Raw genomic sequence first — 24,261 nt, forward strand, 5'->3', positions numbered from 1 at the left:
CGGATCTCGAAACGCGGGCTATCTAATTGTTCTTGTACAGTCGGCGAAGAATACCGGAACAGTGCATAAGTGTACGGGCACAGATGCCAGAATAGTCGACTACACAGTTGTGTGACAGCGGCTTTTTCAAGCTTTGCGGCATAAAAAAACCGGTGAGTATCACCGGTTTTTTGTTTACCTCGACCTCAGCGCGGCGCGCCCAGGTGGCCTTTCTCGTCGGAAAACACGATCTCCACCCGACGGTTCTGCGCCCTGCCCCGCTCCGAGGCATTGGCCTCGATCGGGTACTGGTCGCCATAGCCTTCGACCTGGATGCGTTTTTCGTCGACGCCCAGGTCGACCAGCATGTCCGCCACGGCCTGCGCACGATCACGCGACAGCGTCAGGTTGTCCTCGGGAGTGCCGGTGCTGTCGGTGTACCCCTCGATGCGCACAACGCGCCGGGGGTTGAGCTGCAGAAACTGCACCAGCTTGAGCACGGTACGGCTGGCGGAGTTCTTCAATTCGGCCTGCCCGGTATCGAACAGCACGTCACCCAGGGTCATCACCAAGCCACGGTCGCTCTGGGTCGTGGCCAGGCTGACGATCTGCGCCTCCAGCCATTTGCCCTGCTGCTGCACGCTGACCAGCTTGGCCTCGCGCAGGGCCAGCTGCAGGCGCTGGCGCTCCAGTTCGAGCTTGGCCAGGCGCTCCTGATTGAGCACCAGGTTGCTGTGCTCGCGGGCAATCTCGCTGTAGCGCTGACTCAGGTAGGCGTAATGGCGCACGTCCGCACCACTGCCCACGTAGCTGGACAACCGCTCGGCACGGGCCAGCGACTCGCCGGCGCGGATCACGTCACGCGGCGCACTGCGTAGCACATTGGAATCGTCCTTCACTGCCTGGAAACTGGCGGCGGCCTGGTCGAGGGCGGTTTCGCTGCGCTCGCTGGCGCAGCCCTGCAACCCCAGCACACCTGCACATAACACGGCCACCAAGGGCTTGATCGAACTCACTGTTGCTCCCCCAACTGCTTGCGCAGACGATTGACCCGCGATTGCAGCAGCGACAGCTGCTCCTGACTCTTGAGGGTCAGCACCCGGGCTTCGGCCAGCCGCGCATCAAGCTCGGCCTGCTCGGCGCGCAGCCGCGCATCACGGTACGACTCGCTGGCCATGTTGCTGCGGGCGCGGGCAAGCTTGTCTTCGGCCAGCTTCAGCTCGGCCACTTCGTCGGTGGCACCGACGGCCTTGGCCTGCTCCAGCGCCTGTTCGGACAGGCGCATCTGCTCGTGGGGCGCCGGGTCGGCAGCGCAACCGGCCAGGGCCAGTAACGCCATGGCAGCGAAAAGCGGTTGAGTTCTCACACAATCTTCCTACTGTTTGGGGGCGTCGAGCGGTTGCTGCAGCTGCGCCTTCCAGCGCTCGACATTGCGTTGCAGTACTGCCTGAGGCACGCCTGAGGCCGGCAATTCTGTCAGTTTTTTGGCCAGCTGTCCGCGCAACCAGGCGTCATTGCACGCCGAATTGTGCGACAGCGCCAGGTACAGCCCGGGCCGATCCAGCGGCAGGCCGCGGGCGATCAGGTCGTTGGCCATGCCAAGGGTCTGCGCCATGGCCATGCCGGCGTAACGCCCGGCCAGCACATAGTCGACCTGGCCAAGCAAAAGCTTCTGGAATGCCTGGGTCAGGTTCTGCGCCGGCGCCAGCTTCAACTGGTCCTTGGCAAACTGGGCGAACGCCGGGGTCAGTCTGGCCTTCTCCGAGATCGCGCCCTGGTGCTGGTGCAGATCGGCCAGGCCGTCGTAGGCCAGCGTGGAGTCGTGCCGGGTCCACACCAGGTAGTCGTTCTGCAGCAGCGCCGGGTGGATGAAGTCGACACGGGTCAGGTCTTCAGTGGCCAGCGGCGCATCCACCAGCAGGTCCATGCGTCCGCTGCGCACTTCATCCTGCGCCTCGTTGCGCTTGCCTGCGTACAGCACCTCGACCTTCAGCCCAAGCTCCGTCGCCACCTGCTTGAGCAGGTCGACGTTGGCGCCAATCAGGTGCCTGGGGTCCTGCGGGTCGCGCCAGGCATAGGGCGGCGCATCGGGGCTGCCGGTCGCCACCAGACGCTCGCACTTGCCCACCGCCAGCGCCGCCGTGGGCAAGCAGGCAAACCCCAGCAATCCTGCCATCGCCATTCGGCCAAGCCACCCCATGCACATGCCTCCCTTGCGTCGCGAAATAAAAAAGCCCGATCAAAAGACCGGGCTCTTTATAAGTGAAGCGGCTGGATTAAACCAGCTTCTCCAGCTCAGGTACGGCTTCGAACAGGTCGGCGACCAGGCCGTAGTCGGCCACCTGGAAGATCGGCGCCTCTTCGTCCTTGTTGATCGCAACGATCACCTTGGAGTCCTTCATGCCGGCCAGGTGCTGGATCGCGCCGGAGATACCGACGGCGATGTACAGCTGCGGCGCAACGATCTTGCCGGTCTGGCCGACCTGCATGTCGTTGGGCACGAAGCCTGCGTCGACCGCGGCGCGCGAAGCACCCACGGCGGCGCCGAGCTTGTCGGCCAGCGCGTACAGGTGCTTGAAGTTGTCACCGTTCTGCATGCCGCGACCGCCGGAAACGACGATCTTGGCAGCGGTCAGCTCAGGACGATCGGACTTGGCCAGCTCTTCGCCGACAAATGCCGACTTGCCCGCATCGTGGGCAGCGCCAACCGCTTCGACAGCAGCCGAACCACCTTCGGCGGCAACGGCGTCGAAGCCGGTGGCACGCACGGTGATGACCTTGACCGCAGCGCTCGATTGCACGGTGGCAATGGCGTTACCGGCGTAGATCGGACGCTTGAAGGTGTCAGCCGACTCGACCGCGATGATCTCGGAGATCTGGTCGACGTCCAGCAGCGCGGCAACGCGCGGCAGGATGTTCTTGCCGTTGGAGGTAGCAGGTGCCAGCACGTGGCTGTAGGCCTTGCCAAGCTCGGCCACCAGCGGCGCGACGTTTTCCGGCAGCTGGTGCGCATAGGCAGCGTTGTCGGCTACCAGCACCTTGGCCACACCAGCGATTTTCGCGGCAGCTTCGGCAACGCCACCCACGTTCTGGCCAGCGACCAGTACGTGGATATCGCCACCGATTTTCGCGGCGGCAGCAACGGTGTTCAGGGTCGCCGGGGCAACGGCGCCGTTTTCGTGTTCAGCGATAACCAGGATAGTCATTTAGATTACCTTCGCCTCGTTCTTCAGTTTCTCGACCAGTTCAGCCACCGACTTGACCTTGATACCAGCGCTGCGTGCAGCTGGCGCTTCGACTTTCAGGGTCTTGTTGGTAGAGGCGGTGGAAACGCCCAGCGCGTCCGGAGTCACAGTCTCCAGCGGCTTCTTCTTGGCCTTCATGATGTTCGGCAGCGACGCATAGCGCGGCTCGTTCAGACGCAGGTCGGTGGTCACGATGGCCGGCAGGTTCAGTGCAACGGTCTGCAGGCCGCCATCGATTTCACGGGTGACGTTGACCTTGTCGCCGGCCACTTCCACCTTGGAGGCGAAAGTACCCTGGGCATAACCGGTCAGCGCAGCCAGCATCTGGCCGGTCTGGTTGTTGTCGCTGTCGATGGCCTGCTTGCCAAGGATGACCAGCTGCGGCTGCTCCTTGTCGACCACAGCCTTGAGCAGCTTGGCCACGGCCAGCGAGGTCAGCTCTTCAGCCGACTCGACCAGCACGGCGCGGTCGGCACCCAGTGCCAGGGCGGTACGCAGCTGCTCCTGGGCAGTGGCCGGGCCGACGGTAACGACGACGATTTCGCTCGCCACGCCCTTCTCTTTCAGGCGCACGGCTTCTTCTACGGCGATTTCGCAGAAGGGGTTCATGGACATCTTGACGTTAGCAAGGTCTACGCCGGAGTTGTCCGCCTTGACGCGAACCTTGACGTTATAGTCGACCACTCGTTTGACAGCTACAAGAACCTTCATGGATTCCTCGTTACTCTCCGGTGAAAAGAATGTCGCCTGGGCAGAACCGGGCGATTGCGCGTGGGTACAAGGGCACCTCCAAAAACGAACGCGAGCAGGTGAAATTCAACTGACTGTGCAGTCTGTTCTCGACGCTTGCGCGCAAAACCCGTGGGTCATTGTTTGTCGTGGCGTGTAAACTCCACTACAAAGGCGGGTCCTGGCGTAACTGCCCTGCTTTTTGCCTGGTTTTTAGGGGTGCTCCTGCATCCGACGGTCAGCCTACGGCGAGCGTAAAACCGCCCGTATCTTGACCGTAACGCCCAATCCGGTCAATACGGCAAACCAGCCAGCTTCAAGCCGTGCGTCTTTGATTTTACTGGGCTGCGGCAAATTCAAACAAACGTTTGTATTGGACCTCGCAAGTGGTGTAGATATAATGCGCGGCCAAGAGAAAGCGGTGTAGTCCGTCATCACCCGAGCTACACACCCGGGTACTTCGAAATGACCGCCTGACACCCGCCAACAAAGAAAAACCGATGAGCCTTGAGTAGGAGAGAACCTGTGGAACGCGAATACATGGAATTCGACGTGGTCATCGTCGGCGCTGGCCCGGCAGGCCTGTCCGCCGCCTGCCGACTGAAGCAGAAGGCCGCCGAAGCCGGTAATGAAATCAGCGTCTGCGTGGTCGAGAAAGGCTCCGAGGTCGGTGCACACATTCTCTCCGGTGCGGTGTTCGAGCCGCGTGCCCTGAACGAACTGTTCCCGGACTGGAAAGAACTCGGCGCGCCACTGAACACCGAGGTCAAGCGCGACGACATCTACGTGCTGCGCGACGCCAGCAGCTCGGTCAAGGTGCCCGATCTGTTCGTGCCCAAGACCATGCACAACGAAGGCAACTACATCATCTCGCTGGGCAACCTGTGCCGCTGGCTGGCCCAGCAGGCCGAGAACCTGGGCGTGGAAGTCTACCCAGGCTTCGCTGCCCAGGAAGCGCTGTTCGATGAAAACGGCGTGGTCCGCGGGATCATCACCGGCGACCTGGGTGTCGACCGCGAAGGCAACCCCAAGGAAGGCGTATACACCCCCGGCATGGAACTGCGCGGCAAGTACACGCTGTTCGCCGAAGGCTGCCGTGGGCATATCGGCAAGCAACTGATCAAGCGCTTCGACCTGGACAACGCCAGCGACGTGCAGCACTACGGCATCGGCCTCAAGGAAATCTGGGAAATCGACCCGGCCAAGCACCAGCAAGGCCTGGTGATCCACACCGCCGGCTGGCCGCTGGACGTGATGAGCACCGAGAACACCGGCGGCTCGTTCCTGTATCACCTGGAAAACAACCAGGTGGTGGTCGGCCTGATCGTCGACCTGTCGTATGCCAACGCCTACCTCTCCCCGTTCGACGAGTTCCAGCGCCTCAAGCACCACCCGGTGCTCGCCCAGTACCTGGAGGGTGGCAAGCGCATCAGCTATGGCGCCCGTGCCCTGGCCAAGGGCGGCCTGAACTCGCTGCCGAAAATGGTATTCAAGGGCGGCGCGCTGATCGGCTGCGACCTGGGCACCATGAACGTGGCCAAGATCAAGGGCAGCCACACCGCCATGAAGTCCGGCATGCTCGCAGCCGAAGCGGTGGCCGATGCGCTGCTGGCCGGTAGCGAGGGTGGCGACGAACTGACCGCCTACGTCGACGGCTTCAAGGCCAGCTGGCTGTACGAAGAACTGTTCGCCAGCCGCAACTTCGGCCCGGCGATGCACAAGTTCGGCCCGATGCTCGGCGCGGCATTCAACTATGTCGACCAGAACTGGTTCGGCGGCAAGCTGCCGTTCACCCTGCACGACACCAAGCCGGACTACGCCTGCCTCAAGCTGGCGGCCGACTCGAAGAAGATCGATTACCCCAAGCCCGATGGCAAGTTGAGCTTCGACAAGCTGAGCTCGGTGTTCCTCTCCAGCACCAACCATGAAGAAGAGCAGCCGTGCCACCTTAAGCTGACCGACCCGAGCATTCCGATCGGCACCAACCTGCCGCTGTACGACGAACCGGCGCAGCGCTACTGCCCGGCCGGCGTATACGAGGTGATCAGCCAGGAAGACGGCAGCAAGCGCTTCCAGATCAACGCCCAGAACTGCGTGCACTGCAAGACCTGTGACATCAAGGACCCTTCGCAGAACATCACCTGGGTCACCCCGGAAGGTGCTGGCGGCCCGACTTACCCGAACATGTAAGTACCGCCCACAAAAAAAAGCCCCCACGCCTTGCGGCGCTGGGGGCTTTTTCGTGAAGGCGTTCGAGCAAACGGTCTCACACCTTCGCCAACACCAGTTCATCCCCGGCCCGCAGGTCCTCCCGCGCACTGAAGTACACCGCCGTGAGCAGGCCCACCGTGCCCATCAGCAGGCAGAACCCCACACACACCCATGGGCTCCACGGCATCAGCGCAATCAGCATAAGCGGCGTGGTGCTGGCCCACAGCGCATAGGCCAGGTTGTAGGTAAAGGAAATCCCCGACACGCGAATGGCCGGCGGAAACAGCCCGACCATCACCGACGGCACCACCCCCACCACACCACAGGCCAGCCCTGCCAGCGCATAGGCCACCCCGGTCCAGCCCCAGCCGCCGATCAGGCTGGCATACAGCGCCCCCACTCCCAACGGCAGCAACAGGCTGTAGACCATCAGCGCGCGCCAGGCACCTACCCGGTCCACCAGCAAGCCGGCCAGCACGCAACCGATGTTCAAGAACACGATACCCAGCGCGCTCAGGGCGAAGGTGTCGGCCGCGCTCATGCCGAAGCGCTGCTGCATCACCGTCGGGGTAATCACCACCAGCACCACCACCGCCGAGGTCAGCACGCAGGTCAGCAGGGCCGCCGGCACCAGCGCGCGGCGGTGCTCGCGCAGCACCGTGCGCAGCGGGAAGGCCACCGGTTGTTCACGCCGCTCGCGCAGCGCCAGGAACACCGGCGTCTCGCTCAGCCAGCGGCGCAGCCACACCCCGATCACGCCGAACACCCCGCCCAGCAAGAATGGATAGCGCCAGGCGTAGTCCAGAATCTCCTGGGCGGTGAACACCTGGGCCAGCGCCGTGGCGGTCAGCGCGCCCAGCAGGTAGCCGAACGTCAGCCCGGCCTGCAGAAAACCCAGCGCATAGCCCCGCCGCCCGGCCGGCGCATGCTCGGCGACGAAGGTCCAGGCGCTTGGCACCTCGCCGCCCACCGCCGCGCCCTGCAGAATGCGCAGGCCCAGCAGGATCAGCGGCGCCGCGTAGCCGATGTCGGCATAGGTCGGCATCACCCCGATCAGCAGGCACGGCAGCGCCATCATCAGGATGCTCAGGCTGAACACCTTCTTGCGCCCCAGGTGATCGGCAAAATGCGCCATCAGGATGCCGCCCAGCGGCCGCGCCAGGTACCCGGTGACGAAGATCCCGAAGCTCTGCAGCAGACGCAGCCACTCCGGCATCTCGGGCGGGAAGAACAGCTGGCTCAGGGTCAGCGCGAAGAACACGAAGATGATGAAATCGTAGATCTCCAGCGCACCGCCCAGCGCCGCCAGGCCCAGGGTCTTGTGGTCGTCGCGCGAAAGCCGCAGCGGGCGCGCAGGGTTGGTGGCAGTCATAAAGGCATCCGCTTCGATAGGCTCACTGCGCGCAGCAAGGCGCGCCAGGACAGGCGCAGAGCATACCAAAAAGCGGCGAACGGCTCAGGCCTCGCGAGGGAACATCGTATGCCCCATGTTCAGGCGGCGCATGGGGGGCGCGTTACCAGCAGGCCTGTACCCGGGGTTGGGCAACTGCCCAAGCAGCAGTGGGGCATCGATGATAGCCATGAAGGACTGCAGGGCCTCGTTGTCGGGCACCTTGGGCAGGCTGACGCTCACCGCCTGACGCTGGCCAGCAGGCACCGCAGGTACGCGAAGGTGTTGCGACTCATACAGCAGCACATGCTGGATCTGCGTACTCACGCGACAGAACCGCTCCAGATCGACCCCCACGTGGCTGGCCAGGTCGATATTTCCGACCAGCAGACTGAACGGCAAAAGCGCGTTCTGCACCAGGCGCTGCAGGTCGTCGAAGGTCTCGACAGGGGCAATCCGGTAATACCCCAGGCCGTTGAGCATCTTCTCCAACTGCAGCAGTTGGATGGGGTGCTCATCGGCAATCAGGATTCGCATGGACTTGTCGGGCATCGGAAGGGCCTGGATAGAGAGCATGGAAGACATTCCTTGACCGCTACTACGCCACGATAAACCTCAGGCTGCGACAGGCATTACGTCAGGTGACGGATCTGATAGATAGTTGTAGGGAAATGCCGGGAAATCAAGGCGCAGCCTCAATTGTTTGTTGCTGACCAGTGCATCAGACGGAATTTTGGCGCATCCGCGCCCGGCAATGCTTCATGGCATTGACGATATTTTTTTCCACCAGACTGCGAGAAATTCCGAGTCTTTCGGCAATTTGCTGGTGAGAAAGCCCCTCCAGCTTGCGTAGAAGGAAACTGTCCCGGCACCCAGGGCTTAGTTCCCCCAACGCCTGCTGCATCAGCTCCAGTCGGCGATCCATGTCCATGCGCTGGCAGGGCGCCGGCGAACGGAATGCCTCGTCGGTGTCGAGCACTTCCAGCGGCTCGTTGTGCCGCACCTGACTACGCCGATGGTCGTCGATCACCAGATTCAGCGCGGTACGGTAGAGAAAGGCCCGCGGATACTCGATCTGCTGTTCGCCATGTCGCTCGAGCACTCGCACATAAGCGTCGTGGGCCACGTCCTCGGCCGCCTGGCGACTGCCCAGCCGAACACACAGAAAGCTCACCAGTTCGCGATAGTAGTTTTCCAAAACGACACCTGGCCAGGATTCGGCGCTAAAGCGCCGAGAATGGAGAATCAGGGTGAAGCCAGTAGGCAACAATACAAATTATTATTATTCTCAGCAACCTCCGTCACGCCTCGCAGATTACCCGACTGCACGGCCTGCGACCCTGAATGTGCGCCGGTAAATTCCTGTGCATATAGCTCGTCTAACGAGGAGCCCCCGTGCCTGCGCTGTCTACGCCAGCAACTCGCGGGTCAACCCTTCTGGCTGGAAGCCCGCATGACACGTCTTACGAAAAATCGCCGCCTGTTGCTCTGCGGCCTCGGCCTGCTCGCCGCCGGCAGCCTGGCGGCCTGGCAAACCCTGCCATTGGGTGGTGAGCCCTCGAACACCATCAAGGTCACCCGCGCCGACATCGAAAGCAGCGTGACAGCACTCGGCACCCTGCAGCCACGCCGCTATGTCGATGTCGGCGCCCAGGCCTCGGGACAGATCCGCAAGTTGCATGTGGAAACCGGAGACCACGTCGAGGAAGGCCAACTGCTGGTCGAGATCGACCCTTCGACCCAGAAGGCACGCCTCGATGCAGGCCGCTATTCGATCGAGAACCTCAAGGCCCAGCTGCAGGAGCAGCGCGCCCAGTACACCCTGGCCGAGCATCAGCTCAAGCGCCAGCAGCAACTGGCCGCCAGCGGCGCTACCCGCGAAGAGGATGTGCAGACCGCACAGGCACAACTGAAAGTCACCCAGGCACGCATCGGCATGTTCCAGGCGCAAATCCTGCAGGCCCAGGCCAGCCTGCGCAGCGACGAGGCAGAGCTGGGCTACACGCGTATCTACGCGCCGATGTCCGGCACGGTGGTCGCCGTGGATGCGCGTGAGGGCCAGACACTCAACGCGCAGCAGCAAACACCGCTGATCCTGCGCATCGCCAAGCTGTCGCCGATGACCGTATGGGCTGAGGTCTCGGAGGCCGACATCGGCAACGTCAAACCCGGCATGCAGGCCTACTTCACCACCCTGGCCGGCGGCAAGCGCCGCTGGAGCAGCACCGTGCGCCAGATCCTGCCGGTACCGCCCAAGCCGCTCGACCAGATCAGCCAGGGCGGTGGCAGCCCCACCAGCTCCAGCGCCTCCGGCGGTGGGGGCAAGGTCGTGCTGTATACCGTCCTGCTGGACGTGGACAACGTCGACAATTCCCTGATGGCGGAAATGACCGCCCAGGTGTTCTTCGTCGCCGGCCAGGCCAGCAACGTGCTCACTGCCCCGATCGTGGCGCTGGAGCCCGATGCCCGGCAAAACGACATGCGCCTGGTCCAGGTACTGCACCCCAACGGCAAGGTCGAGCAACGCCAGGTTCGCGCCGGCCTCAGCGATCGCCTGCGCGTGCAGATCCTCGAAGGCCTGGCCGAGGGCGACACCCTGCTGATCGGCGCGCCCGCCGCCAGTGGAGGCTGAATGTCCACGCCCCTGATCGAACTGCGCGACATACGCAAATCCTACGGCGGCATCGACACGCCCAAGGTCGAGGTGGTACGCGGTATCAGCCTGGCCATCCAGCCCGGTGAGTTCGTTGCCATCGTCGGGGCTTCGGGCTCGGGCAAGTCGACCCTGATGAACATCCTGGGCTGCCTCGACCGCCCCACCAGCGGCCAGTACTACTTTGCTGGCAAGGATGTCGCCGAACTGGACAGCGACGAACTGGCCTGGATCCGTCGCGAAGCCTTCGGCTTCGTGTTCCAGGGCTACCACCTGATCGCCTCCGGGTCGGCCCAGGAAAACGTCGAGATGCCGGCAATCTACGCCGGTACCCCTGCCGCCGAGCGCCATGCCCGCGCGGCCGGGCTGCTGGCCCGACTGGGCCTGGCCACCCGCACGGGCAACCGTCCGCACCAGCTGTCCGGCGGTCAGCAACAACGCGTCTCGATTGCCCGCGCGCTGATGAACGGCGGCCACATCATCCTGGCCGACGAACCCACCGGCGCCCTCGACAGCCAGAGCGGCGCCGAAGTGATGAGCCTGCTCGACGAACTGGCAGGCCAGGGCCACGTCGTGATCCTGATCACCCATGACCGCGAAGTCGCCGCGCGCGCCAAGCGCATCATCGAGATCCGCGACGGCCTGATCCTAAGCGACTCGGCCAACGCGGCGGCGCCAGCGCGCGCAGCGGTGGCCAGCCTGAATGCAGACGACCTGCGCCAGCGCCTGGACCGCGGCGCCACCCAGAGCGGGGCCTGGAAAGGCGAGCTCATCGAAGCCCTGCAGGCCGCCTGGCGCCTGATGTGGATCAACCGCTTCCGCACCGCCCTGACCCTGCTCGGCATCGTCATCGGCGTGGCCTCGGTGGTGGTGATGCTGGCCGTCGGCGAAGGCAGCAAGCGCCAGGTCATGGCGCAGATGGCCGCCTTCGGCTCCAACATCCTTTACCTCAGCGGCAGCGAGCCAACGCACAACGCCCCCGCCGGAGTGGTGACCCTCGACGATGTGGCAGCAGTGGCGCAGTTACCGCAGGTGAAGATGATCATGCCGGTCATCGGCAGCGAACTGACGGTGCGTTACGGCAACAGCAACCAGCGCTTCTACGTCGGCGGCAACAACACCCACTTCCCCGAGATCTTCAACTGGCCGGTGGTCGAAGGCAGCTTTTTCACCGACGCTGACGAACATGCTGCCGCAGCCGTCGCGGTGATCGGTCACAAGGTCAGGGAAAAACTCCTCAAGGATGCCGGCGACCCTATTGGTCAGTACATCCTGATCGGCAACGTGCCCTTCCAGGTCATCGGCATACTCGCCGAAAAAGGTTCCAGCTCCGGCAATCAGGACAGCGATGGCCGCATCGTGGTGCCCTACTCCGCCGCTGCCGTGCGCCTGTTCGGCAGCCGCGATCCGGAGTACGTCACCATCGGCGCAGTCGACTCGGGCCGGGTCAAGGAAACCGAGCAGGCCATCGATCACCTGATGCGCCGCCTGCACAACGGCAAGCATGATTTCGAGCTGACCAACGATGCGGCGCTGATCCAGGCCGAGGCCCGCACCCAGAACACCCTGTCGCTGATGCTGGGCGCAATCGCAGCCATTTCGCTGCTGGTGGGCGGCATCGGGGTGATGAACATCATGCTGATGACCGTGCGCGAACGCACTCGCGAAATCGGCATCCGCATGGCCACCGGCGCCCGCCAGCGCGACATCCTGCGCCAGTTCCTCAGCGAAGCGGTGCTGCTGTCGATGGTCGGTGGCATCACCGGCATTGCCCTGGCGCTGTTGATCGGCGGCGGCCTGCTGCTGGCCGACATTGCCGTGGCCTTTACCCTGGGCGCCATGCTTGGCGCATTCACCTGCGCGGTCATCACCGGCGTGGTATTCGGTTTCATGCCCGCACGCAAAGCAGCCCGTCTCGATCCGGTCAAGGCCCTCACCAGTGAATGAACCTCCGATGAAACCGCTCTTGAGCGCATTGAGCCTGGCCCTGCTGCTCAGTGCCTGCAGCACTCCACCCACCCCGCCGGACATCGGGTTTGCCCCGCCACAACAGTGGCAGTCAGCCAACACCCAGGCGGTGCGCGACAGCAACCGCGCCTGGTGGCGCAGCTTTGCCAGTCCCGAACTCGACCAACTGATCGCACAGGCCGACAGCGGCAGCTACGACATTGCCGCTGCCATCGCCCGCGTGCGCCAGGCCCGTGCGGCGCGCACCATCGCTGGCGGCACGCTGCTGCCCGAAGTTGGCGCAGCCCTGGCCGGCAATCGCGAAAAACAGATGCACCACAACGGCTACGGCACCTCCAGCAGCACCAACGACCGAGAATCGGTCAGCTACAGCGCCAGCTTCAACGCCAGCTACGAGGTCGACTTCTGGGGCGGCAATGCGGCGGCACGCGACAGTGCCGAGCAGGCCCTCAAGGCCAGCGAGTTCGACCAGGCTACCGTCACCCTGACCCTGTTCAGCAACGTGGCCAGCTTCTACCTGCAGGCCCTGGCCCTGGACGAACAGCAGCGTATCGCCAGCCTCAACCTGGCCAACGCCCAGCAGGTACTGGAGGTGGTACGCGCCAAGTACAACGCGGGCTCGGCAACTGCACTTGAGCTGGCCCAGCAGCAAGTACTGGTCGCTGCGCAGCAGCGCCGGCTGCCGTTGCTGCGCCAGCAGGCCACCGAGGCCCGCATCACCCTGGCCGCATTGCTGGGCAAGCCGGTGCAGGCCCTCACCCTGCACGCCAGCGATTTCAACCGCATCGCCGCCCCTGGCATCGATGCCGGGTTGCCCAGCGACCTGCTCAGCCGCCGGCCAGACATCGCCGCGGCCGAGGCTCGCCTGGCAGCGGCCAAGGCCGACGTGCAGGTGGCGCGCGCCGCGATGCTGCCCAAGTTGACCCTGACTGCCGGCCTGGGCTCCGGCGCCAACGTCGCCGCCGACGTGCTGCGCAACCCGTTCTACAGCCTGGCGGCCGGCCTCAGTGCGCCGATCTTCAACAATGGGCGGCTCGGCGCCGAACGCGACAAGGCCACCGCCGTGCAGCAGGAACTGCTGGAAAAATACCGCGGCGAACTGATCAACGCATTTGCCGATGTCGAAAAGGCCCTCAACAGCATCGACGGCCTCGATCGCCAGCGCCAATGGCAGCGCGTCGAGCTGAACCAGGCCCAGCAGGCCTTCGACATTGCACGCACACGCTACGAGGCAGGCGCCGAATTGCTGCTCAATGTGCTGGACGCGCAACGCAGCCTGTACGAAAGCCAGGACGAGGCCGTGCTGCTGCATCTGCAGCGACTGCAGGCCAGCATCGCCCTGTACAAGGCTGTGGGAGGGGGGTGGCAGGTGCAATGACTGCACCTGCCCTCAGGTGCGACGCGTGACCACCAGGTGACGCGCGTACCAGGGCCGTTGCGGCACCCGGCGCAGCAACCCCTTGAAACGCTGCTTGTCCTTGGTATTGGCGACGATCACCCGCAGCGCCAGCTTCATGGTCTCCGGGTCCATCTCCACACTCTTGCCCGGCTGCAGGCCTGGCGTGGTGCTGCAACCATGGGTCACAGGGCCCAGCCAGGGCTGCCTGATATCGACCCAGCGCCCCTTGGCGAACCACGGCACGCCATTGACCCGGTTGCGCGTCACCTGGCCGGGGTGGAAGCGTTCGTGGGCGCGGAACCAGTCTTCGATACGGTCATCGATCCAGCCATGGAACAGCCAGAACACAGGGTTCACATGGGAGGAAAACGGATCGCCGAGAAAGTCGTTTTCGGGCCCGTACCAACGCGCCGAGAAGTCGTCCAGGTCACGCGCCATGGGTACTGGCGCACCGTTGGACGGGTCACGCGGCACCGACGCCCAGCGCATGTGCAGCCAGTCATGCAGGCCCAGCTCCATCTCCGAGCCCAGCTGTCCCAGGGTCAGGCGCGACAGGTAGCGCGGGTCGCGGTACTGCGACTCCCATACCTCGAAATTGCTGTGGTAGGTCTCGGCACTCTTGATGTCACTGACCCACTGGGTGTACTCGGCATCCCCCGGCGCCAGCCAGGTTGGCGGCACCGCACAGCCGTCATGGTTGTCGAAGTAGCGCGCAAAGCCCAGGCGGTCGCGTTCAAGCTCCGGCTGTGGCGCCGGAAAGCGCGGCCAGGAAGGCAGGTCCTGCAACCCCCGCGCGGTCTGCAGCATATGTCGATGCATGAACAGAAAATCCACCCCGGAGCCATTGCGGTCCTTGGTCGGCCCCCGCGCATCGCGCTCGCGCTCGCGCGTTCCGGGCTGCCAGCCAAGCCCGCGCAGAGCATTGCGCTTGTCTTCGGGCAACGAGTGCCACTGGTCACGCGAAGCGTGCCAGAGTTGGTGAAACAACCTGTGCTCGTCGGAAATCAGCCAGTTCAGCAGGGCCGGCTGCAAGCCTATGCGCTCGCGTGCTTCCGGGAACAGCTTGCGGGTGGCGACAAAACGGTTGTCCTGCTGTACCAGGGCAAGGCTGCGGTCCAGGCGCGCAATGCGCCCGGTAAGCGTGCCGCTGCCGGCATTGGCAAATTCACCCCACACCTCATCCAGCACCATGCTCAATTCGTAGACCGGTTGCTGCAGCCCCTGCTCCCGATCGAAAAGGCGCCACGTCAGCTCCCCCGCTCCCGGCGTGGCCAGGTCGCCCAGCAGGCTGTAGCGCGGGGCCGCGGGGGCACGCAGGGCCTGCGCGGTGTCGATGAAACCGCGAACCGCGCGCCCGCGCGGTGCAATGTCGATGAACACCTCCAGGTCATGCGTGGCCAGGCCGTCCAGTCCCGCATCGCGCCCTTCCAGGCGCAGGCTCCACACCCCGCGCAACTGATCGGCCAACTGGCGTCCTGCCGTATCCGGCAGCTCGACCCTGGCTTCCCCCGGGGTAACCGGATGCTCGGGTCGCGTCAGTTCCTTGTGCGCGTACAACGCAGCAGGCACCGCAGCACCGGTCAGTGCCAGGCCTGCGACAAATCCTCGTCGAGATATCGTCATTGCCCTACCTGTATCAGCCTGGAAGCAGGCTTTATCCAAGCTAGGACGTAGGCTTGAAGGTTAAATTTAGTGTCGGCGCCACACCCGGTGCCGGATAAATTAATCGGCCCTGCGCTCGTTCTTCCTGGGGAGCACACCGCGTACCGTCCCTGCCTGCGTGCAGCGATCCGCCCCTCATGGAGACCCCAGATGATCCCGACCCCCTGGCACAACGCACTGGCCCTTGGTGCCCTGCTCGCCTGCCTGATGCCCGCCGCACACGCCGCCGTACCGCCCCCGGGCGAGGTGTTCCAGGACTGCAAGGACTGCCCTGAAATGGTCGTGCTGCCCAGCGGCAGCTTTACCATGGGCACCCCTGATGACGAAGTCGGCCACCAGCCCGACGAAGGCCCGCTGCACCAGGTGACCTTCAGCAAGCCATTTGCCGTCAGCCGCTTCACCGTGACCATCGGCCAGTGGCAGGCATTTCTGCGCGACACCGGCTACAAGATGCCCGACGCCGATGACCGCCCCGGCCGCAAATGCAGCGCCGGCAACCCCAGCTACCCGACCACCGCGCGTCACCCCGCCGTCTGCATGACCTGGCACGAAGCGCAGCGCTACATCGACTGGCTGTCGAACAAGACCGGCAAGCCCTACCGCATGCTCAGCGAGTCGGTACGCGAGTACGCCGCACGTGCCGGCAGCACCGGCCCCTTCCCGTTCCCCTTCGACGAAGGCAAGGAATACAGCATCGCCAGGCATGCCAACACCTACGGGCCTGAAGACGGCTTCAGCTTCACCGCCCCGGTGGGCAGCTTCCCCCCCAACGCCTTCGGCATGTACGACATGCACGGCAACGTCTACGAATGGGTCGCCGACAGCGTGCATGACGATTACGTCGGCGCACCCACCGATGGCAGCGCCTGGATCGACCCCAAGCCGAGCGACCCCACCTGCGACTACCGGCACATCCGCGGCAACGACTGGACCGAAGCGCCGATCTTCTCGCGCTCAGGCAACCGCAACGACCGCTGTTCGGACAACGCCGGCGACTGGCTGGGCTTTCGTGTGATGCGCGACCTGTAGCCGACCGGCCAGGGCGCCGGTGCCGCGCCGGCGCCCTCACTAAATCCCCCGCGCATCCACTCGTCCAGTTTCAGACAGCCCGCCGTGCGCGGGTCCACTCGCCCTTAGCACGTAGCCACGTCGCGACCGAGGTAGTTTCATGACCGCAGCACCGCGTAGCGCCATTCGCGAACTCTTCAGCCTGCTCAGGCCTTACCGCGCCATCGTGATCGCCTCGATCGCGCTGGGTATCGTCGGAGGCCTGAGCGTCACCGCCCTGCTGGCCACCGTCAACCAGGGCCTGCACGATGCCGGCGGCATGGGCAAGGGCGTGGTCCTGGCGTTTACCGGGCTATGCGTTCTGGCCCTGCTCAGCACCATCGTGGCCGATATCGGCAGCAACTACGTCGGCCAGAACATCATCGCCAAGCTGCGCAAGGACCTGGGCGCCAAGGTGCTCGCCGCACCGATCGAGCAGATCGAGCGCTACCGTACCCACCGCCTGATCCCGGTGCTGACCCACGACGTCGACACCATCAGCGATTTCGCCTTTTCGTTCGCGCCACTGGCCATCTCGCTGACCGTGGTGATCGGCTGCCTGGGCTACCTGGCGATGCTGTCCTGGCCGATCTGCCTGATGACCCTGATCGCCATCGGCATCGGTTCGGCGGTGCAGTTCTTTGCCCAGCGCCGCGGCGTCAAGGGTTTCCATGCCGCGCGCGACGCCGAGGACAACCTGCAGAAGCACTACCAGGCAATCGCCGAGGGCGCCAAGGAACTGCGCATCCACCGCCCACGCCGCCACGCCATGTTCACCCGCAACATCCAGGGCACCGCCGACTTCATCTGCGATACCCATGTACGCGCCATCAACATCTTCGTGATCGCCAAGAGCCTGGGTTCGATGCTGTTCTTCGTGGTCATCGGCCTGGCCCTGGCCCTGCAGGCGTTCTGGCCGGCCAGCAACCCCACCGCGCTGAGCGGCTTCGTGCTGGTACTGCTGTACATGAAAGGCCCACTGGAGAACCTGATCGGCAACATCCCGATCATCAGCCGGGCGCAAATCGCCTTCCGCCGCATCGCCGACCTGGCCGAGCGCTTCTCCTCGCCCGAGCCACACCTGCTGCTCAGCGCTGCAGAAAAGCCCGCAGGCGCCTTCGAGGGCCTGGAAATGCGCGACGTTCAATACAGCTTCCCGGCGGCACCCGGCGCCGCGCCCTTCCGCCTGGGGCCGGTCAACCTGAACATCGAGCCCGGCGAGATCCTGTTCATCGTCGGCGAGAACGGCTGCGGCAAGACCACCCTGATCAAGCTGCTGCTGGGCCTGTACACGCCGCAACAGGGCATGGTGCTGCTCAACGGCAAGGCTGTTGATGCGCCTGGCCTGGACGATTACCGCCAGCTGTTCACCACCATCTTTGCCGACTACTTCCTGTTCGACGAACTGGTGCAGCGCGAAGGCGCCTTGCCCGACGATGCCGCGCAGTACCTGGAACGCCTGGAGATCGCGCACAAGGTCAGCGTGCGCGACGGCGCCTTCACCACCACCGACCTGTCCACCGGCCAGCGCAAGCGCCTGGCCCTGGTCAATGCATGGCTCGACGGGCGCCCGGTGCTGGTGTTCGACGAATGGGCCGCCGACCAGGATCCGACCTTCCGCCGGATCTTCTACACCGAGCTGCTGCCCGATCTCAAACGCCTGGGCAAGACCATCATCGTGATCTCCCACGACGACCGCTATTTCGACGTGGCCGACCAACTGGTGCGCATGCACGGCGGTCGTGTGGTCAGCGAAAAAGTCTTCGCCTGAACGCCTTGAACCGGCGAGCGCACCGCCGCTCGCCGCTGCCCGCCTTTGCAACTAAATCGCATTCGTCGCCCTTCGTCTTCCTGACAACGCTCAATTTCTGCCGACGGCGACGAGATCGACATGAATCAGATGAACCACCCCTCCGACGACGACCTGCTGGCCCTGCTGCTGGCCGACGAAGCCGGCTCCGAACACGTGATCAAGGCCGGTTGCGCACCCTCGCATGGCGCCTTGTCCTTCGCTCAGCAGCGCCTCTGGTTCCTGCAGCAGTTCGACCCGCAGAGCTGTGCCTACAACCTGCCTCGCGCACTGCGCCTGAACGGTCCGCTGAACGCCGACGCGCTGGAGCAGGCGTTGAATGCAGTGATCGACAAGCACGATATCCTGCGCACCCGCTTCGTCGAAATCGACAACCTGGCGCAGCAGCAGGTCGACCGCCAGGCGCGACTGATACTTGCACGGCACAACCTGGGCGAACTGCCCGCCACCGAGCGCGACGCAGCCATACGCCGGCACCATGACGCCGACCTGGCCCAACCGTTCGACCTGAGCCAGGCACCTCTGATTCGCGGCACGCTGTTGCGTACCGGTGCCAGCGAGCACGTGCTGCTACTGAACATGCACCACATCGTGTCCGATGCCTGGTCCAATGCGATCCTGCTGCAGGACCTGGCCCAAGCCTTTGCGCAAGCGCAGGTAGGCCTGCCCGGTGGCCTGCAGCGGCCGTCGATCCAATACGCCGACTACGCGCACTGGCAGCGCCAGCAGTACCCGCTCAGCGCCGCCCACGAACGCGCGACCGCCCATTGGAAGCAAGTGCTCGACGGCGAGCTGCCGAGCCTGGACCTGCCCTTCGACAGGCCGCATGCACCAGACCAGCTACACCTCGTCGGCAACCATTGCCTAACCCTGCCGGCCTCGCTGGGCAGCGCCCTGCAGCGGTTCTGCCAGCAACAGGGGCTGACCCCCTTCATCGTGCTGCTGGGTGCCTGGCAACTGCTGCTGGGTCGCTATACCGGCCAGCACGACTTCACCGTCGGCGTGCCCAATGCAACCCGCAGCCAGGGCCAGACACAGGCGCTGGTCGGCTTCTTCGTCAGCAGCCAGGTGTACCGTGCCCGACTCGACGGCGCGCAACCCGTCGCCGAATTCCTTCAACGCCTGCGCGAACAGTCGCTGGCCGCACTGGAGCACGCCGACTACCCCATCGAGCTGATTCTGGAAGACCTGCAACTGCAACGCAGCACCCAGGCCAACCCGCTGTTCCAGACGCTGTTCAACTGGCGCGTGGCCAACCAGGAAGCAGCACAACTACGCCTGGATGGCCTGGAGGTGGAATTTCTCGGTGTCGAGCAGCAGCAGGCCAAGTTCGACCTGTCGCTGGAGATCGACTACAGCCAGCAGCAGATCGACGCCACGTTCAGCTACAGCACCGCACTGTTCCTGCCACAGACCATCAAGCGTCTGGCCGGCCACTGGCAGCACCTGCTTCAGGGGCTTGTCGAAACGCCTCAACTGCGCCTGGGCGAGCTGCCAATGCTCGAGCGTGCCGAACAGCAGATGGCCCTCCACACCTGGAACGCCACAGCCACGGACTTCGGCGCGCATGCCAACCTGCAGACCCTGTTCGAACGTCAGGCGCACGCCACCCCGGATGCCGTCGCCGTACGCCTGGGCAGTGCCGCTCTCACCTATCGTCAACTCAACCAGCGCGCCAACCGCCTGGCGCACAAGCTCCTGGAGCTGGGCGTAGGTGCAGAGGTCGGCGTGGGCATTGCGTGCGAGCGCAGCCTGGAGATGGTGATCGGGCTGCTGGGCGTGCTCAAGGCCGGGGGCGCCTATGTGCCGCTGGACACCGGCTACCCGCAGGATCGCCTGGCCTACATGATCGAGCACAGCGACATTGCACTGCTGTTGACCCAGGCATCGGTGCACCCTGGCCTGCTGCTGCCCGAGGCCCTGCCGGTCATGCTGCTGGAGCAGGCCGACAACGAACTGCAGGGGTATGCCGACAGCAACCCGACGCCAGTGGTCGACGCGGACAACCTGGCCTACATCATCTACACCTCCGGCTCCACCGGTCGCCCCAAGGGTGTGCAGGTTCGTCATGGCGCACTCACCAACCACATGCTGTGGATGCAGCAGACCCTGCAATTGCAGGCCCAGGACCGGGTGCTGCAAAAAACCGCGTTCAGCTTCGATGCCTCGGTCTGGGAGTTCTGGCTGCCGTTGCTCAACGGCGCGCAACTGGTGCTGGCTGGCCCTGAACTGAACGACGACATGTCGCTGCTGTGGCCCGAAGTGCAGGCCCAGCGCATCACCGTGCTGCAAGCCGCGCCCTCGCTGCTGCAAGCCCTGATGGGCCAGGCCGAGCGCACATCACTGGCCAGCCTGCGGGCAATCCTGCTGGGCGGCGAAGCGCTAAGCCCGGCGTTGGTGCAGCAACTGCGCAGCGTCAGCGACGCCCGTATCTACAACCTCTACGGGCCCAGCGAAGCCACCATCGACACGTGCTGCTACAGCGTGCCGGCCACGCCCGACGGCGCCATCGTCCCCATCGGCCAGCCAATCAGCAACCTGCGCACCCACGTGCTCGACCACGAGCTGAACCCCTGCGCCATCGGCGTCAGTGGCGAGCTGCTGATCGGTGGCGTGGCCCTGGCCCGCGGCTACCACGCCCGACCCGGGCTGACCGCCGAACGCTTCGTGCCAGACCCCTTCGCCGGACACGGCGAGCGCCTGTACCGCAGTGGCGACCTGACCCGCTATCGCGACGACGGCGTGATCGACTATGTCGGCCGCATCGACCACCAGATCAAGCTGCACGGCCTGCGCATCGAACTGGGCGAGATCGAGGCACGCCTGCTGCGACAGCCCCAGGTGGCCGAAGCCGTGGTACTGGCCCCGGACTACCTGGGCAACCAGCGCCTGGTGGCCTATGTGGTGGCCACCCGGCCGTTGCCCGATGCTCAGGCGCAGGACCAGTTGCGCCAGGCCCTGATCGCCGGGCTCAAACAGCAACTGCCGGCCTACATGGTACCGGCCCACTTGCTGCTGCTCGACGGCCTGCCCCTGACACGCAACGGCAAGCTCGACCGCAAGGCCTTGCCTATGCCCGACACCGCGCCCACCGGCTACCGGTACGCGGCCCCGCAAAGCGCCATGGAACGCCAGATCGCGATGCTCTGGCAGGAGGTGCTCAAGCAGCCGAACATCGGCTTGAACGACAACTTCTTCGAACTGGGTGGCGACTCGATCGTCTCCATCCAGGTGGTCAGCCGCGCCCGTCAGGCTGGCATTCGCTTTACTCCCAAACAGCTGTTCCAGCACCAGACCGTGCAGGGGCTGGCCCAGGTCGCACAGTTCGACGACCCGGTTGCACACATCGACCAGGGGCCGGCCAGCGGCACGGTCGCGCTGCTGCCGATTCAGCAGGCATTCTTCGATACGCCGGTGCCATCACGTCATCACTGGAACCAGTCGGTCCTGCTCAAGCCGGCCGGGCAGCCACTCGATGCCGCTGTGCTGGAACAGGCAGTGAACACCCTGATCAACCACCACGACGCATTGCGCCTGAGTTTCACCCAGCAGGCACAGGGCTGGAACAGCGTCTACCGCGCGCCTGCCGACGCCCACAACGCCCTGCTGCAAGCGGTGGCGTGCGATGATCGCGAACTGGAGCAGTTGTGCGAACGCGCCCAGCGCAGCCTGGACCTCGAACACGGCCCGTTGCTGCGCGCGCTGCTGGTGAGCCTGGCCGATGGGCGTCAACGCCTGTTACTGGTAGCCCACCACCTGGTGATCGACGGGGTTTCCTGGCGCATCCTGTTTGATGACCTGCAAAGCGCCTACCAGCAGTGCCTGGCTGGCCAGCCCCCCCAATTGCCGGCCCGTACCAGTTCGCTGCAGGCCTTCGCCCAGGCGCTGCGCGAGCATGCCAGGGGCCAGGCTATCGGCGAGCTGGACTACTGGCTGGACCAGCACCAGGCCATCGCAGCCGACCTGCCCGATGCCCGGAGCGCCATGGGCGCACCGGCACAGGTCGCGCTGCTCGATTCGCACCTGGACAGCGAACGCACGCGGCGCCTGCTGCAACAGGCGCCTGCGGCCTACCGCACCCAGGTCAACGACCTGCTGCTCAGCGCGCTGGCCCGAGTACTCGCACGCTGGACCGGACAGGCCGACAACCTCATCCAGCTCGAAGGGCATGGCCGCGAAGAGCTGAGTGAAGGGCTGGACCTCACCCGTACCGTGGGGTGGTTCACCAGTGCCTTCCCGCTCCGGCTGTCGGCGGGACATGACCTGCAGGCCACCATCAAGCAGGTCAAGGAGCAACTGCGTGGCATACCCGACAAAGGCATCGGATTCGGTGCCCTGCGCTACCTGGGCGAGCAAGCCGTGCGCGACGTGTTGCAGGCGCTGCCAGATGCACGTATCACCTTCAACTACCTCGGCCAGTTCGACACCAGCTTCGATGACACCCAGCAACCGCTGCTGATACCGGCCAGCGAAGCGGCAGGTGCCGAGAAACACGCCGATGCCCCGCTGAGCAACTGGCTGAGCATCAATGGCCAGGTGTACGCCGGCGAGTTGAGCCTGAGCTGGACCTATGACCAGAACCGCTTCGCCCCGCAGGTGATAGAGCGTCTGGCAGAGGACTATGTCGCAGAGCTCGGCGCACTGATCGACCACTGCTGTGACAGCCTGAATCAGGGCGCTACCCCGTTGGACTTCCCGCTGGCCGGGCTCGACCAGGCGCAACTGGATGCCCTGCCGATCGACCTGGCATTGATTGACGACCTCTATCCGCTGTCGCCGCTGCAGCAAGGCATGCTGTTCCATACACTCTACGAGAAGGAAGCCCACGACCTGGACGGTCGCAGCTACATCAACCAGATGCGCCTGGACATCAGCGGCCTGGACCCCCAGGCATTCGCCGAAGCCTGGCAGGCCGCCGTCGACCGACACGACAGCCTGCGCACGGTGTTCCTCTGGCAAGGCGAAATGGCGCAGCCACTGCAGGCGGTGTACAGGCAGATGCGCGTGCCGTTCAGCCTGCTCGACTGGCAGCAACGCGCTGACCTGCCGGGCGCGCTCGACGCACTGGCCGCCGAGCAGCTGCAACAGGACCTGGCGCTGGACAAGGCTGCGCTGTTCAGGCTTGTGCTGGTGTGCACCGCACCTGGGCACTATCACCTGATCCATACCAGCCACCACATCCTGATGGATGGCTGGAGCACCTCGCAGTTGCTCGGCGAAGTGTTGCAACGCTATAGCGGCCAGGCCCTCGCTACCCCGCCAGGCCGCTACCGCGACTACATCGACTGGCTCGGCCGTCAGGACGCCGTACTTGACCAGGCCTACTGGCACACTCAACTGGCCGACCTGGAGGAGCCCACCCGGCTCGCGCATTCGGTCGTCAACAGCACGCCGGCGCAGGGCCATGGCGCCTGCTACCTGAGCCTGGATGCGCCACGCACTCAACGCCTCAACGACTTCGCACGCCAGCAGAAAGTCACCCTCAACACCCTCGTGCAAGCCGCTTGGCTGGTAGTGCTGCAACAGTACAGCGGCCAGCGCTGCGTATGTTTCGGGGCCACCGTGGCCGGGCGCCCGGCTGATATCGCAGGCGTGGAACAGCAGATCGGCCTGTTCATCAACACCCTGCCGGTCATCGCCAGCCCGCGCCCCGACGTCAGCGTGGCCAGCTGGCTGCAGCAGGTGCAGGAAATCAACCTTGGCCTGCGTGAGCACGAACACACCGCGCTGAGCGATATCCAGCGCTGGTCCGGTCAACAGGGCGAGGCACTGTTCGACAACATCCTGGTGTTCGAGAACTACCCGGTGGCCGAAGCCCTGAAACAGGAGGCGCCCGCCGGGCTGACATTCGGTGCAGTCGACTATCACGAACAGACCAACTACCCGCTGACCCTGGCCATCAGTGCTGGCGACTCGCTGCTGCTGCATGCCAGCTATTCGCGACAGCATTTCAGCGACGCGGGCGTGCAGGCCATCGGCGAGCACCTGTTCAACCTGCTCGAACGCATGCGCGACAACCCCCGCCAGCACCTGGGCGAGCTGGAGATGCTCGCGCCGATCGAACGCCAGCAGGTCGTCCAGGCTTGGAACGCCACCAGCACCGAATACCCGCTCGAACGCTGCGTGCACCAACTGATCGAAGACCAGGTCGAGCGGACCCCCGGCTCC

Annotated in this window: 16 protein-coding genes; 7 read left to right on the forward strand and 9 right to left on the reverse strand. The window is 64.7% G+C overall.

Annotated features, from left to right (window positions below; all coding sequences use genetic code 11):
- Positions 1-185: 185 nt before the first annotated feature.
- The 5 genes from FW760_RS21335 to FW760_RS21355 all read right to left on the reverse strand — a co-directional run bounded on the left by FW760_RS21335 (position 186) and on the right by FW760_RS21355 (position 3,935).
- Positions 186-995, reverse strand: coding sequence for an OmpA family protein (locus tag FW760_RS21335; RefSeq protein WP_043863147.1), 810 nt, complete (start codon positions 993-995; stop codon positions 186-188).
- A complete protein-coding gene (locus FW760_RS21340) occupies positions 992-1,345 on the reverse strand; it encodes a DUF4398 domain-containing protein (protein ID WP_043863148.1) in 354 nt (117 codons plus the stop codon). Before FW760_RS21340 ends, FW760_RS21335 begins: the two co-directional genes overlap by 4 nt.
- A gap of 9 nt (positions 1,346-1,354) precedes the next feature.
- A complete protein-coding gene (locus FW760_RS21345; RefSeq protein WP_244988700.1) occupies positions 1,355-2,161 on the reverse strand; it encodes a substrate-binding periplasmic protein in 807 nt (268 codons plus the stop codon).
- A gap of 94 nt (positions 2,162-2,255) precedes the next feature.
- Entirely contained in the window at positions 2,256-3,185 is a 930-nt protein-coding gene (locus FW760_RS21350) for an electron transfer flavoprotein subunit alpha/FixB family protein (protein WP_043863150.1), read from the reverse strand.
- The gene (locus FW760_RS21355) at positions 3,186-3,935 is read right to left on the reverse strand and encodes an electron transfer flavoprotein subunit beta/FixA family protein (protein ID WP_043863151.1); all 750 of its coding nucleotides are present in this window, start codon (positions 3,933-3,935) and stop codon (positions 3,186-3,188) included.
- Positions 3,936-4,478: 543 nt separating this feature from the next.
- Here FW760_RS21355 and FW760_RS21360 point away from each other — a divergent pair.
- Positions 4,479-6,143, forward strand: coding sequence for an electron transfer flavoprotein-ubiquinone oxidoreductase (locus tag FW760_RS21360; RefSeq protein WP_043863152.1), 1,665 nt, complete (start codon positions 4,479-4,481; stop codon positions 6,141-6,143).
- A gap of 76 nt (positions 6,144-6,219) precedes the next feature.
- On the opposite strand, the gene FW760_RS21365 is transcribed toward FW760_RS21360, so the two are convergent.
- The 3 genes from FW760_RS21365 to FW760_RS21375 all read right to left on the reverse strand — a co-directional run bounded on the left by FW760_RS21365 (position 6,220) and on the right by FW760_RS21375 (position 8,752).
- Positions 6,220-7,536 (reverse strand): MFS transporter, encoded by a 1,317-nt coding sequence (locus FW760_RS21365; protein WP_104572884.1) that lies wholly within the window; start codon positions 7,534-7,536, stop codon positions 6,220-6,222.
- Between the two features lie 84 nt (positions 7,537-7,620).
- Positions 7,621-8,106, reverse strand: coding sequence for a histidine kinase (locus FW760_RS21370; protein WP_116053347.1), 486 nt, complete (start codon positions 8,104-8,106; stop codon positions 7,621-7,623).
- A gap of 169 nt (positions 8,107-8,275) precedes the next feature.
- Positions 8,276-8,752, reverse strand: a complete 477-nt coding sequence (locus FW760_RS21375; RefSeq protein ID WP_104572886.1) for a sigma-70 family RNA polymerase sigma factor — start codon at positions 8,750-8,752, stop codon at positions 8,276-8,278.
- Positions 8,753-9,007: 255 nt separating this feature from the next.
- Here FW760_RS21375 and FW760_RS21380 point away from each other — a divergent pair, with 255 nt between their 5' ends.
- Genes FW760_RS21380 through FW760_RS21390 form a run of 3 tightly spaced genes read left to right on the forward strand, consistent with a single transcriptional unit; the run spans position 9,008 to position 13,553 of the window.
- Positions 9,008-10,186 (forward strand): efflux RND transporter periplasmic adaptor subunit, encoded by a 1,179-nt coding sequence (locus FW760_RS21380; RefSeq protein ID WP_104572887.1) that lies wholly within the window; start codon positions 9,008-9,010, stop codon positions 10,184-10,186.
- Positions 10,187-12,154, forward strand: a complete 1,968-nt coding sequence (locus FW760_RS21385) for a MacB family efflux pump subunit (protein ID WP_104572888.1) — start codon at positions 10,187-10,189, stop codon at positions 12,152-12,154.
- Between the two features lie 7 nt (positions 12,155-12,161).
- Positions 12,162-13,553, forward strand: a complete 1,392-nt coding sequence (locus FW760_RS21390) for an efflux transporter outer membrane subunit (RefSeq protein ID WP_116053344.1) — start codon at positions 12,162-12,164, stop codon at positions 13,551-13,553.
- Positions 13,554-13,565: 12 nt separating this feature from the next.
- On the opposite strand, the gene pvdP is transcribed toward FW760_RS21390, so the two are convergent.
- A complete protein-coding gene (gene pvdP / locus FW760_RS21395) occupies positions 13,566-15,197 on the reverse strand; it encodes a pyoverdine maturation tyrosinase PvdP (RefSeq protein ID WP_104572890.1) in 1,632 nt (543 codons plus the stop codon).
- A 189-nt stretch (positions 15,198-15,386) separates the two neighbouring features.
- Between pvdP and pvdO the strand changes: the two genes are divergently transcribed.
- From pvdO to FW760_RS21410, 3 genes are all read left to right on the forward strand, one after another.
- On the forward strand, positions 15,387-16,265 hold the full coding sequence (pvdO, locus tag FW760_RS21400) for a dihydropyoverdine dehydrogenase (RefSeq protein ID WP_116053341.1): 879 nt from the start codon (positions 15,387-15,389) through the stop codon (positions 16,263-16,265).
- Positions 16,266-16,404: 139 nt separating this feature from the next.
- Positions 16,405-18,054: a cyclic peptide export ABC transporter gene (locus FW760_RS21405; RefSeq protein WP_116053338.1), complete on the forward strand. Its 1,650-nt coding sequence runs from the start codon at positions 16,405-16,407 to the stop codon at positions 18,052-18,054.
- A gap of 120 nt (positions 18,055-18,174) precedes the next feature.
- A partial coding sequence (locus FW760_RS21410) for an amino acid adenylation domain-containing protein (protein WP_446443937.1) occupies positions 18,175-24,261 on the forward strand: 6,087 nt, incomplete at its 3' end.

Source organism: Pseudomonas sp. 1176_21, from assembly GCF_052850635.1.